General features: G+C 59.2%; 13 protein-coding genes and 1 tRNA gene. 1 reads left to right on the top strand and 13 read right to left on the bottom strand.

Features of this window, described 5'->3' with window-relative positions:
• Nucleotides 1-81: 81 nt before the first annotated feature.
• The 13 genes from CRO62_RS23545 to CRO62_RS23485 form a co-directional block, all read right to left on the bottom strand.
• Entirely contained in the window at nucleotides 82-987 is a 906-nt protein-coding gene (locus CRO62_RS23545; RefSeq protein WP_046205511.1) for an ABC transporter permease, read from the bottom strand.
• Nucleotides 977-1921 (bottom strand): ABC transporter permease, encoded by a 945-nt coding sequence (locus CRO62_RS23540; protein ID WP_003512536.1) that lies wholly within the window; start codon nucleotides 1919-1921, stop codon nucleotides 977-979. The genes CRO62_RS23545 and CRO62_RS23540 overlap by 11 nt, the downstream gene beginning before the upstream one ends.
• A gap of 72 nt (nucleotides 1922-1993) precedes the next feature.
• Nucleotides 1994-2482, bottom strand: coding sequence for a Cu(I)-responsive transcriptional regulator (cueR, locus tag CRO62_RS23535; RefSeq protein WP_013635893.1), 489 nt, complete (start codon nucleotides 2480-2482; stop codon nucleotides 1994-1996).
• 11 nt (nucleotides 2483-2493) lie between these two features.
• Nucleotides 2494-3516, bottom strand: a complete 1023-nt coding sequence (locus tag CRO62_RS23530; RefSeq protein WP_097102224.1) for a 2Fe-2S iron-sulfur cluster-binding protein — start codon at nucleotides 3514-3516, stop codon at nucleotides 2494-2496.
• A 13-nt stretch (nucleotides 3517-3529) separates the two neighbouring features.
• Nucleotides 3530-6034 carry a heavy metal translocating P-type ATPase gene (locus CRO62_RS23525; protein ID WP_179784661.1) on the bottom strand — a complete coding sequence of 835 codons (2505 nt, stop codon included), beginning with the start codon at nucleotides 6032-6034 and terminating at the stop codon, nucleotides 3530-3532.
• A gap of 247 nt (nucleotides 6035-6281) precedes the next feature.
• Nucleotides 6282-6367, bottom strand: a tRNA-Leu gene (locus CRO62_RS23520).
• Nucleotides 6368-6506: 139 nt separating this feature from the next.
• Nucleotides 6507-7235: a nuclease gene (locus CRO62_RS23515; RefSeq protein WP_097102220.1), complete on the bottom strand. Its 729-nt coding sequence runs from the start codon at nucleotides 7233-7235 to the stop codon at nucleotides 6507-6509.
• Between the two features lie 116 nt (nucleotides 7236-7351).
• The gene (locus tag CRO62_RS23510) at nucleotides 7352-7885 is read right to left on the bottom strand and encodes a MerR family transcriptional regulator (protein ID WP_097102218.1); all 534 of its coding nucleotides are present in this window, start codon (nucleotides 7883-7885) and stop codon (nucleotides 7352-7354) included.
• Nucleotides 7886-8160: 275 nt separating this feature from the next.
• Nucleotides 8161-8499, bottom strand: coding sequence for an integration host factor subunit alpha (locus tag CRO62_RS23505; protein WP_003512530.1), 339 nt, complete (start codon nucleotides 8497-8499; stop codon nucleotides 8161-8163).
• 243 nt (nucleotides 8500-8742) lie between these two features.
• Nucleotides 8743-9714 carry a beta-ketoacyl-ACP synthase III gene (locus CRO62_RS23500; protein WP_003512529.1) on the bottom strand — a complete coding sequence of 324 codons (972 nt, stop codon included), beginning with the start codon at nucleotides 9712-9714 and terminating at the stop codon, nucleotides 8743-8745.
• Between the two features lie 4 nt (nucleotides 9715-9718).
• Nucleotides 9719-10780, bottom strand: a complete 1062-nt coding sequence (plsX, locus tag CRO62_RS23495; protein ID WP_003512528.1) for a phosphate acyltransferase PlsX — start codon at nucleotides 10778-10780, stop codon at nucleotides 9719-9721.
• A 99-nt stretch (nucleotides 10781-10879) separates the two neighbouring features.
• A complete protein-coding gene (locus CRO62_RS23490) occupies nucleotides 10880-11443 on the bottom strand; it encodes a YceD family protein (RefSeq protein ID WP_097102216.1) in 564 nt (187 codons plus the stop codon).
• Between the two features lie 8 nt (nucleotides 11444-11451).
• The gene (locus tag CRO62_RS23485; RefSeq protein ID WP_097102214.1) at nucleotides 11452-11991 is read right to left on the bottom strand and encodes a ubiquinol-cytochrome C chaperone family protein; all 540 of its coding nucleotides are present in this window, start codon (nucleotides 11989-11991) and stop codon (nucleotides 11452-11454) included.
• Nucleotides 11992-12262: 271 nt separating this feature from the next.
• Here CRO62_RS23485 and CRO62_RS23480 point away from each other — a divergent pair, with 271 nt between their 5' ends.
• Nucleotides 12263-12793, top strand: coding sequence for an outer membrane protein assembly factor BamE (locus tag CRO62_RS23480; protein WP_097102212.1), 531 nt, complete (start codon nucleotides 12263-12265; stop codon nucleotides 12791-12793).
• Nucleotides 12794-12797 lie beyond the last annotated feature (4 nt).

The raw sequence follows: 12797 nt of genomic DNA, 5'->3' as shown, positions 1-12797 counted from the left end.
CGATAATACTCTCCTTGGGGCTATCGTGCCCTGTGTATGTTTGATCGGCGCGGGCGCCGGTCATTGCTCTAACCGCAGGCGTCAATGGCCGTTCGGTTTCCTGGTATCCATGTTCAGGCCGTGGCCGATCCATGTCACGCTCAAGGCCGACAGGAAAATCGCCAGACCCGGTGCGATCACGAGAATGGGCATACGTTCCGCATAGGCCTGCGCATCGGCCAGCATCAGCGCCCAGTCTGCGGCCGGCGGCTGCACGCCAAGGCCGAGAAACGACAGTCCGCCCACCGTGATCAGCTTGTGGCCGAAGCGCAGGAAGGCGACGGCTGCGATGGGCCAGATCGTGTTGGGAATGACATGCCGGAAGATGATGAAGCGGCGTGTGCATCCAAGCACCTCGGCGGCGCGCATATATTCTCGGGAATTGATCGAAAGCGTCAGCCCGCGTGCCAGTCGCGCAAAAGGTGTCCAGCCGACGATCGTCAGCGACGCGATCAATGTTCCATATCCCGGGCCGAAGATGGCGACGAGGAAAATGGCGATCACCACGTCAGGGATGGCGATGAGCAGATCCACCACCCGCATCAGGACTTCATCAAGAACGCCGCGGCTGCGACCGCTGATGATGCCGATGAATGTTCCGATGGCGACCGACAGAATGACGGTGATGGCAGCAATCGTGACCGTGAAGCGTCCGCCGATAAGCAGCCGGCTCAAGACATCACGCCCGAGATGGTCAGTGCCCAGCCAGTAGGCGGCGCTTGGCGCATTCAACCGCAGGCGAAGGCTTTGCTGCGCGGGATTATAGGGTGAAATCCACGGCGCAATGACGAGCAGCACGATGATGACGAGAAAAATCGCCGAACCCGCGTAGAACGTCCAGTGCCGCCGGCGGATGAAATCCGTGAACCGGAAAAGTGTCGACGGGCGCTTGGGCAAGGTCATCGGCATGGCGGCTACCGGCGCGCTCGGGAAGTGACTAATGGTCATGTTGACCTCGCATTGCTGGATTGATCAGGACATAGAGGCCATCGGCCAGGGTATTGATCAGGATGGAAAGGGCGACGATGCAGATGAAACCGCCCTGCAGCATGGGGATGTCCCGATTGACCACGGCGTCGTAAAGAAGCCGGCCCATTCCGGGGATGGCGAATATCACCTCCACGACCACCGATCCGCCAAGCAGACCCGCAAGCCACAGGGCAAAGAAGGTGACGATCGGAAGCGAACCGTTGCGAATTCCGTGGCGCATGACCGTGCCATGCATGCCGAGACCGCGGCTGCGGGCCGCCGTGATGTAAGGCGCGCGCAGAACCTCAGCCATGGCGGCGCGCGTCACCTGCGTGAAATAGGCCAGTGGGCGCAGCGTCAACGTCAATGCGGGAAGCACCAGCGAGCGCCAGCTATCCCAGCCCGCGGACGGCAACCAGCCGAGATAAAGCGCAAAGACGAGTGCCGACATCGGCGCAAACCAGTATTCCGGCGTGGCAACGAAGGTCTGGATCATCAGCGTTGCGAAATTGTCCAGCCGGCCACCCGGACGCATCGCCGCCAATGTACCGAGCGGCAGGGCAACGGCGACCGCAATCGCCAGCGCCGTCAGTGCCAATGTCACGGACACGCCGAGAGAGCGCAAAAGCTCACCCGCCACCGGCTGGCTGCTGGTGAAGGAAAAGCCCAGATCACCGCGCAGCGCGCCCGACAGCCATGCGAAATATTGGACGTAAAGCGGCCGGTCGAGCCCGAGGCTTAACCGAAGGGCCTCGACCGCATGCGGATCGAGCGCCGTATCGCGCATGCGCGAAAAAAGAATGGTGCGGGCAGGATCACCACCGGCCATGTAGGGCAAAAGAAACGCGATGACGGAGACGATCATCAGCATAAGGCAGAGAATAAGGAAGCGTTGTATTATCTGTATCCACATTGCCTGTTCTCCTTCGCCGCAAATGGCCATTGCACTGCAATTGATGATCGGTCCCCGCCGGGGAAATGCGGTTTATTTCATGAGGCGCGGCAAATCCGTCACCACACCGGACGTGCCCTTCAGCATGCCGGAACGCTTGGGCAGGATCGCCACCGGCGTAAAATCAGGGTCTTCAGATTGGGCAAGATCCTGAATGATCGGGCAATCCGGTTCACCATTGTCAGGGCAATAGGTCGCGATATTTCGCAGCGTGTCGGCCATCTCCCGAAGCGCATGCATCTTGGCCTCGAGGTCTACGACATGTTCCATGACGATGCGCTTGACATCGCAGGATGCACCGCCGGGATCGCGCCACAGGGTCATGAGCTGCCTGATCTTTTCGATCGAGAAACCGAGGTCGCGGCCGCGGCGGATGAAACGCAGCGTCTCCAGATCGTTGGTCGTATAGACCCGATAACCGGATTCCGTGCGGTTTGCCGATTTGATCAGCCCGATCGTCTCGTAATGGCGGATCATCTTTGCGGAAACACCGGATGCGGTGGCGGCTGTACCAATGTTCATCGATCCTGCTCCTATCTTTCCGGGGTGAAGAACACGTCTGCATGAATGTCGGCGGTGCGGATGCCCCTTGCCAGGAGCTGCGGCACCGTTGCCTCGATCATCGCCGGCGGTCCGGCCAGATAGGCTTTCCAGCCATCGAGATCGTCGAAGTCGTCCGCCACGGCGGAACCGACATAACCGCGCCGCATCTGCGCATGGTCTTCATTCGAGAGAACCGGAACGAAACTCAGATTGCCGTGGCTGGTGGCAAGTTCTTCGAAACGGTCGACCATATAGAGGTCACGCTCGGCGCGGGCGCCGAAATAGACATGGATCGGGCGTTCCCGGCCCGTGGTCTGATCAGTGGCAAGAGCTGCCTCTACCACCGCCTTCACCGGCGCCAGTCCCGAACCGCCGGCAATGCCGAGGATCGGTCCGCAATGCTTTTCCCGCAGATACGAAGACCCGAAGGGACCGACCAGCGCGACAGGGTCACCCGCCTTGGCGTTCGCGAAAATATGGCCACTCGTGACGCCGCCGGGGACATGCCGGATATGGAATTCGATCAAGTCCTCATCGATGCGGCTGGCAATGGAATAGTCACGCGGCGAACAGTCCGGATAAAGCAGGCGCACATATTGGCCGGCCTTGAAGGTGAATAGTTCGCGATCGTCGAGCCTGATGCGGATGAGCTTGATATCATGCGTCGCATCCACCGCTTCCGCGATGACGCCATCAAAGCGGCCGGTCGGAATATCGGCAAACTCATCCTCGCCGTCGAGCCAGCCGATTGTCACGTCGCTCAACGGCACGGCGCGGCAGGCGAGTGTCAGTCCTTCCGCCTTTTCCTCTTCGGTCAATGAAAAGGGCGTATGCTTGAGAAGGTCGATCTCGCCTGAGACAAGGTGCGATTTGCACGCCCCGCACCGGCCCATGCGACAGCCGTGCGGATAGGAAATTCCGGCGGCAAGGGCGGCCTGAAGGACGGTCTCGCCCTGCGCTGCCACAATGCTGCGTCCGATACGTGGCAAATAGACTGTGTTTCCAGGCGTCATCACATCCGCCCCCCTATTCTGCCGCTGCGAGTTGCATGCCGGACGATCTGTCCAGCAGCGGCGGGCGGAAGCTTTTTAGACGCAGCGCGTTGGTCAAGACAAACACGCTGGAAAGCGCCATGGCTCCGGCAGCAAGGACAGGCGACAGCAGAACACCGTTGGCAGGATACAATATTCCGGCCGCCACGGGAACGAGCGCGGCATTATAGGCAAAGGCCCAGAACAGGTTCTGGCGGATGTTGCGGATCGTCGCCTTGGACAGCGCAATGGCATTCGCGACACCGCGCAAATCGCCAGACATCAACACCACATCGGCGCTTTCTATGGCGACATCCGTACCCGTGCCGATTGCGAGACCGACATCGGCTGCCGCAAGAGCCGGCGCATCGTTGATCCCATCACCGACGAAGGCCACCCGCCGGCCGCCGGCCGCAAGTCTTTTCACAGCCTCGACCTTGCCGTCAGGTAGTACTTCCGCCACCACTTCGTCGATACCAAGACGGCGGGCAATGGCTTCGGCCGTGCGGCGGTTATCGCCTGTTATCATCGTGACCTTGAGACCAAGAGCATGCAGCGCTGCGATCGCCTCCGGCGTCGTCGGCTTGATCGGATCGGCAACCGCGATGATTGCGGCCAGCCGGCCATCGACAGCGGCATAAAGCGGCGACTGCCCTTCCCTGCCCAGCCGGTCGGCATCGTCGGCGAACTTCGCAATGTCGTAACCGAGCTTCACCATGAAGCGGTCGGCGCCCGCCTCGACCTTGCGGCCGTCAACCGTTGCCGCAACGCCGAAACCGGGGGTCGCCTCAAAGCCGGCCGCATCGGCAAGCGTCAGGCCACCATGTTTTGCCGCCTCGACGATCGCTTCGGCTATAGGATGTTCGGAACGGCTCTCAAGCGAGGCGACAAGGCGCAACACCTCATCCCGATCGAAGCCTTCGGTCGTGGTGAAATGCACCAGTGTCGGTTTGCCGAGCGTCAGCGTGCCGGTCTTGTCGACGGCGATGACATCGGCATCACGCAAAGTCTGGAGAGCATCGCCGCGCCGGAACAGCACGCCCATTTCGGCGGCGCGTCCGGTTCCGACCATGATCGAGGTCGGGGTGGCAAGGCCCATGGCGCAGGGGCAAGCGATGATGAGGACAGCGACGGCGTTAACCAGCGCAAAGGTCAAGGCGGGGTCCGGCCCGAGAATGAACCAGACGATGAAGGTGGCGATTGCAGCGAGCATGACTGCAGGTACGAACCAGTTGGTCACCTTGTCCACCAGCGCCTGTATCGGCAGCTTGTCGGCCTGCGCTTCCTCGACCATGCGGATGATCTGCGCGATCAGCGTGTCGGCACCGACCTTCGTGGCGCGGAACGTGAAGGAGCCGTTTCTGTTGACCGTACCGCCCACGACTTCGGACCCAGCCGTCTTGGTCACCGGCACCGGTTCGCCTGTAATCATCGATTCGTCGACATAGGAAGAACCATCAAGCACCAGACCATCGACTGGCACTTTCTCGCCGGGACGGACGACGATGACATCGCCGGTCGCAACATCCTGCAGCGGCACATCGATGGTTTCACCATTGCGCATCACGCGGGCCGACTTGGCCTGCAGGCCGACGAGCCGCTTTATCGCCTCGCTGGTGCGGCCCTTGGCGCGCGCTTCGAGGAAACGGCCGAGCAGGATAAGCGTGACGATCACCGCTGCGGCTTCATAATAGACATTGGCCGTGCCTCTCGGCAGGATCTCGGGCCCGAAAGTGGCGACGACCGAGAACCCCCAGGCGGCGGCAGTGCCCAGCACCACCAGCGAATTCATATCCGGCGCCAGCCGCAGAAGTGCGGGGATGCCTTTTTTGAAGAACCGCAGGCCCGGCCCGAAGAGGACAAGCGTGGTCAGCGCGAATTGCAGATACCAGCTTTCCCGCATGCCGACGGTTTCCATCACGAAATCATGGATGGCGGGCACCAGATGCGAGCCCATCTCCAGAATGAAGACCGGCAGCGTCAGGGCAACAGCGGTGGCCAGGCTGATTTTTAAACCGCGCAATTCAGCTTCGCGCCGGTCTGGCTCGTCACCCTTGGCCTTGTCGGCGACGATCTCGTTTGCCTTGTAACCGGCTTGGCTTATTGCTTCGGCCAGCCTGGCGGCAGAGACGGCATTGCCGGCGACGCGGACGGTGGCGCGCTCCGTTGCGAGATTGACACTCGCGTCGGAGACACCGGAAACGGCCTTCAGCGCCTTTTCGACGCGGCCGACGCAGGACGCGCAAGTCATGCCCTCGATATCGAGTTCGATGGTTTTTTCGTCGACGCTATAGCCTGCATTTCGCACGGCATCGACAACGGCCGAAACGTTGGGCGCTCCCGAAAAAGCAATATCGGCACGCTCCGTTGCAAGATTGACCGAAGCCTTGACGACCCCCGGCACCTTGGCAATAGCCTTCTCGACACGACCGACGCAGGAGGCGCATGTCATTCCCTCGATGGCTATCGAATGGTTCGCCTGTATCTGGATTTGTGACATGCGCATGACCTCTTTTTCTCTTTACAAAAAAAAGATAGGGCTTCCCATCGTGGCAAGGTCAATAGGCTCTTTTGGATGATTTTCACGGAGAAATGCCGCGAGCGTGAACAAGCCCATTTTTTAGGCTGACTCATGCGTCATGATGCAATCGATTGCCCGGATATCGACTATCCCGGTGCAGAATCCATCCTGAATGCCCGCATGTCGCAGGAAAACGGCAGAGAAATCTTTTAATTGGAGATGGAAATGGTGCGGACGGCGGGACTTGAACCCGCAAGACCAATGGTCGGCAGATTTTAAGTCTGCTGCGTCTACCGATTTCGCCACGTCCGCATTGTCGCGCCGTGTGCCAACAGGCCCCGGCGCTACAAAATTGCCTTGTCATTCCAGGCGCAGGATCGAACGTGACCCTGACCCCAAGCACCGACAGCGCCACATCTACACAGGCCGCACCGTTCCGGTCAACCGGGCCTTAGCCACACCAGGACTGATTTTTTGCCGAGACCGGATGAGCCAGGCCTTCCCGCACGAGTTGATCGGCAAAGGATACGCCCGAACGTGAAATCCGTTTGCGTTCCATGGCTTGCCCGCCAGCTGTTGCCGACGACGCCACATCGAATGCGCCGGCATTCAGCATATCCCGCAACCGCACCTTGGCAATGAAACCGCGCTGACGCTCTTCCATGCATCGCGCCCGGTCGATCTGTGGGACCTCTATGCCGGCGAGCTGCATTTTCACGCCCTTCATCCAGAAGGTATTGCCATCGGCCACGCAATTGGTGAGACCTGAGCGACCGCAAAAGGCAAAGGCGCCGCTTTTTTCTCCCAGCGAGACTTTTTCAACAGATGGGCGTGTTTCCGGCAGGATAGCGGCAACCTGGCTTTGCTGTGCCGCAGGCGGCATGGCAATCGAGCGTGGCGGCACCGGACCATTGATCGGTGCAACCGGCGATGCGGGGCGGATGGCCGCCACCTTCTCCGGTGCGGCCGTCTCGCGTTTGGCGGCAACGGCGATCTTGGGGGAATTTGTCGTCGTGGATGTTGCCTTCGCGACATGCCGCTGCGGCATAAGACTGTCGCGATGTTCGTAAGCCTGAATGCCGCCAGCCACGACGCCCAGCATCAGCACCCAGGGCCAAACGCTGCCGCCGGCCGATTTCTTCGCCGTACGGCGTCGCGTTGTCGGTTTTCGATTGCTCACGATCAGACTCCTTTTTACGGAGCCGCATTATCGGTCAAGAGAGTTTCTGAAAGGTTGGCATTCCAGAGCGCCTTCGTTTTTCCTGGAAATGCACGAACAGAGTTGTGGATAAGCGATCAGCGAACCTGATCAAGCAGCCGCTTGCATTCGAGAAGATCGAACAGCGCCTCCTGCAACAGCGCTTGGTCATCCTTGCCGATGCCGGATTTGCCGACCGATATCTCGGTATCGCTGTTACCGCCGCCGAAGCCGAAAAAGCGGCCGCTCGGTTTGGCTTTCGGGCGGCCGACGACCTCGTCCCCGTCCGGATCCAGCACGCGCGGTTCGGCAACTTCCTTTTCGCCGCTCGCTGCCATGATGGCTTCCATGGTCGCAAGATCGCCCGACGCGATTGCCGCCACGAAACGGTTTCCGTTGGCTTTCAGAAGTTTCTGCACACCTTTGATGGTGTAGCCGTGGTCATAAAGGAGATGACGAATGCCCTTGAGAAGATCGATATCATCAGGGCGGTAATAACGGCGGCCCCCACCCCGTTTCATCGGCTTGATCTGCGGAAAGCGCGTTTCCCAGAAACGCAGCACGTGCTGCGGCAGGTTCAGCTCATCCGCCACTTCACTGATCGTCCGAAACGCGTCGGGGCTTTTGTCCAAACTTCCACTCCCATCCGGAACTTGAGCGCCATGCACCCAGCCGGACACTGAACAAGAACGCTTTTCACCAGCCGATACCGTGCATCATGTCTTGCGAAAAATCGAACCCGATCCTCGCACCGATGCCCGTGGCGGCAAGATACCATTTATCTAAAATTGATTATGATGCGAGTCGACCAGATTTCAACGGCTTGCACGTCGAAATTCAAGCATGTTCACAAGAAGAATGGGGATAAAGGCTTGCCATGCGGCAAAAAACCCCTGTCGCAGCCGGCTTACGCCCCGGCTTTCTGACCCTTTTGCTTGGTCTTGCGAGCCGTATGCGCCTTCAGGATTCGCTGTTTCAGCACGTTTGATGCCTTGAAGGTCATGACGCGGCGTGGCGAAATCGGAACTTCCTCACCTGTTTTCGGGTTGCGGCCGATACGCTCGTTCTTTTCCCTGATCTGGAATGTCGCGAAGGACGAGAGCTTGACGACCTCGCCGCGCGTGATCGCATTACAAATCTCGTCGATGATCGTTTCGACCAGTTCGGCGGATTCGGTGCGGGACAGCCCGACTTTACGAAACACAGATTCTGCAAGATCTGCGCGTGTCACTGTCTTCCCGGCCATTTTTCCCCACAAACCGTGTCTGAATTTTTCTCTAGGAGCCGCCGAGATTATTTCCCTTGTGGCGACCGGTCAAGGGATTGTTCCAGATTCATTTGAGGCTTTCGGCAATCAGTGCAATGGCTTAGAGCGACCGACGCGGTTTTGCCGCAAGCGGGGGTCGCTTCAGGGCGTTTGAACGGGGTACTGCCGCAAAAATCACAACCGATTTTGTGCCAGCGCCCCGATAAACAGTAAAATTTGCCGTTACCAGCGCAGCAGCACTGCGCCCCAGGTGAAACCGCCGCCCATGGCTTCCAGCATGACCAGATCGCCTTTCTTGATGCGCCCATCACTGGCCGCAACGGCAAGCGCCAGCGGAATGGATGCAGCCGACGTATTGCCGTGCTTATCGACGGTGATGACGACTTTTTCCGGATCGATGTTGAGCTTTTTCGCCGATCCGTCAATGATCCGCTTGTTGGCCTGATGAGGAACGAGCCAGTCGAGATCATCAGCCGTCGTGCCTGTCGCCTCGAAAGCCTGTTCGATGACGTCGGTGATCATGCCGACAGCGTGCTTGAACACTTCCCGGCCTTCCATGCGCAGATGGCCAACCGTGCCGGTCGTGGAAGGTCCGCCATCGACGTAAAGCTTGTCCTTGTGCGAACCGTCGGAGCGCAGCTGCGAGGTGAGGATGCCACGATCGCTGGAAGTGCCCTCGCCTTCGCCGGCCTCGATTACGAGCGCGCCTGCACCATCACCGAACAGAACGCAGGTGGTGCGATCCTTCCAGTCAAGAATGCGCGAGAATGTTTCGGCGCCGATCACCAGCACGCGCTTGGCCATGCCGCCGCGGATGTAAAGATCGGCGGTGGCCACGGCATAAACGAAGCCGGAGCAGACGGCCTGCATGTCGAAGGCGAAACCGTGGGTCATGCCGAGACGGTTCTGGATGTTTACCGCCGTTGCCGGAAAGGTATTGTCCGGTGTCGAGGTTGCCAGAATGATGAGGTCGATATCATCGGGCGTCAGGCCGGCATTGTCGAGCGCCGCGCGCGCCGCAGCCTCGCCGAGCGAAGCGGTGGTCTCGCCTTCTCCCGCTATGTAGCGCTGGCGAATGCCCGTGCGCTGCACGATCCATTCGTCGGAGGTCTCTACGACCCCTTCGATTTCACTGTTGGTCATGACACGCTTCGGAAGCGCTGCCCCGAAACCACGTACGATAGAGCGGATCATTCCCTTATTCCTCGTCAGCCACGAGAGCTTCGGGCGCCGGGGGCGGAAGCCGTCTTGCGTGGTAAATCTTCAGATCGTTTTCAATTTTTGCCGTAAGACCGTTATGGACCATGTCGTAGCCGACATCGACCGCGGAGGCAAAACCGATGGCATCCGTGCCACCATGGCTTTTGATGACAATGCCGTTCAGGCCGAGAAACACGCCGCCATTGACCTTGCGCGGGTCCATTTTTTCTCGCAGCACATCGAAAGCGCTTTTCGCGAGAATATAACCGATCTTGGCAAAGAAGCTGCGGGAAATCGCCTCACGCAGAAGCGTGGTGATCTGGCGCGCCGTGCCTTCGGCGGCTTTGAGCGCAATGTTGCCGGTGAAACCTTCGGTCACCACCACATCCACCGTGCCCTTGCCAATATCGTCGCCCTCGACGAAACCGCGGTAATCGATGGTGCCTAGATCGGCCTCGCGGATCAGCCGTCCGGCTTCACGGACCTCTTCCTGACCCTTCACCTCCTCGACGCCGACATTCAGCAGGCCGACGGTCGGACGGTCGATATCGAAAAGCGCACGCGCCATGGCGCCGCCCATCAGGGCAAAATCGAGCAATTGCTGGGAATCGGCGCCAATCGTGGCGCCAACATCGAGCACGATGCTTTCGCCTTTCAGCGTCGGCCATATGCCGGCGATGGCCGGGCGTTCCACCCGCGCCATGGTGCGCAAACAGAATTTGGCCATGGCCATCAGCGCGCCGGTATTGCCGGCGGATACGACGACGTCCGCTTCACCGAGCTTCACGGCCTCGATGGCGCGCCACATGCTGGAGACATAGCGGCCACGACGAAGCGCCTGACTTGGCTTTTCGTCCATGGCGACCGAGATTTCACAATCGTGAAAGACCGACTTTTCCCGAAGTGCGGGATATTGTGCCAGAATGGGGTCGCACTTGCTTTTCTGCCCGTAGAGCAGAAAAGTCACATCGTTGTGCCGTTCAAGCGCCTTGGCGGCACCGGGTATGGCAACATCAGGGCCGAAATCGCCACCCATGACGTCAATCGCTATTCTGATCACTCGTCCCTTATCCTTTTTGCCGCCACTCAAGCGGATTTTGCGCGAAAATACCTGTTCCGGCCTGTGTTACAATAAAATTATTTCAGCCCGGCGGCGCATTCAGTCTTTTTTCCAGTCTTTCAACACGGCGAAAGGCGACGGACGCTTTTCTTCTTCAGGCTCATTTTCGGTCGTATCGGTAAATTCGATATCCGATTTGCGCGGATAAGGATCGATCGCAAGGGCCGCGAACTCCGCAACCGTCGCGCCAACATCGATGCTGTCGCCGGTGAACTGGTCGGGAATGTCAGGGCCATTGGGGTCGAGTACGATCTCCCCTTCCTCATTGGTGACCATCCGCGCCAGCTTCGATCCTTCCGGCACGAAAATATGCTCGATGCTCTCGTCGATCTTGCTGGAGACCGGCTCCAGCGTGACAACGCAGGACTGGGTCACGGCCGCATGCACCTCGCCCTTGATCTTCACGCCATCCCTCTTCCAGCGGGTAACCTGCAGTTCCGCCTTCAGATATTCGACGGAAACCACATCCCAGAATTTCGCCAGCGCCTTCAGTTCCTCGGCATTGGCTTCAAGACCAATCCTCACCGGATTGGCGGAAATATGGCCTACCTTTACGGGGTAGGAAAAAGGCAGATCGTCATTTGCGGCGTGTCGCGCGTTCATCGTAAACCTCATAGTCCAGGCAAAGGCAGCTTCAGGCTTCCGGTTGCTATCGTTTCTTCGGAGCCTGCGGAAAGGGTGGAAGACGCATCCATCATCCAGCCCGCAAGCCCGTCCAGTTCCGGTGCCTTCTCGTCTGTCTGGGGGTATATATTGCGCCGGAGCGCTGCGGCAAGGGCAACGGGGTCGGATGCATCCAGCGCCGCCGCATAGGATTCGAGCCGCCCGTAGAACATGCCGGCAAATTTCTTCATCCGCTTCGGCACGCCCTGGTCGCCAATGCCGAGCTCACGGATGGAATGGTCGATATCCTGAAAAAAGGCGTCGACAATCTCCTGCGCGATTTCCTGCCCGCTCACACCGGAGGATTTGGTGCGGCGGAAATAGAGAATCATGATGATCGACAGCATCTCGAAGCGGCCCATCACGGTGTCTGGAACGCCGAGATCAAGATAAAAAGCGGGCGTGCGGGCCGCAGCCGTCAGGATCGCATATTGCCGGTCTACTATGGCGCGGTTGTTGTTTTTCTGTCTGAACAGCCCGAATATCATCGTTTTTTTTCCGAACGGGGCTGGTGAATTCGCTCACCCGCCTATCGCACTTGTTGCATGATCGCCAAAGCTGGTTTACCGAAGCATCCACGAATTGCAATGCTGTCGCGGTCACGTTCGTCTTTCGGCTGAAACAGTCTAAGAGACCGGAGGAGTTTCCAAAGGCCGTGAAAGCGTTGAATTTGGGGGGTGATCGGGATTTTCCGTCCCCGGATTGACACAATCATGTGCACAGACACTGTGCACCACGCAATGCCGGAAGGTGCCATTCATGATCGCAGTCGGGGAAAAGCAGTTGAGCAAGCAGAAATCCGCAAGTCACGGCAAAATTCTGGGCAAGACCGCCATCGCAATCGTCGTCGTGTCCACCCTGCTTTCCGCCTGCACCAGCACCACCGATGTGTTCCACAACGGCTACGTCATGGACGAGCAGTCGCTTCAGCTGATCCCGGAAGGTTCCAGCCGCGAGCAGGTTCTGCTGACGATGGGCACGCCCTCCACCACGGCGACCTTCGGCAACGAGGTTTTCTATTACATCTCGCAGAAGCGCGTGCGCCGCGCCGCTTTCATGAAGCCGACGTTGGTCGAACAGAACATTCTCGCGATCTATTTCAACAAGGACGGCGTAATCGAGCGTAAGGCCAATTACGCGCTGCAGGACGGCAAGGTCTTCGACACGATTTCGCGTACCACCCCGACAGGCGGCAAGGATCTCACCTTCCTGCAGCAGCTGCTGTCCGGTGGCACCTCGGGCGCCAACATCGCCAAGAGCATTCTCGGCCAGGGCGGCAACACCCCCTGATCGG

The sequence above is a fragment of the Rhizobium sp. AN6A genome (genome assembly GCF_900215635.1).
Classification (GTDB): Bacteria; Pseudomonadota; Alphaproteobacteria; order Rhizobiales; family Rhizobiaceae; genus Agrobacterium; species Agrobacterium tumefaciens.
This window is presented reverse-complemented; position numbering and strand designations above follow the sequence as displayed.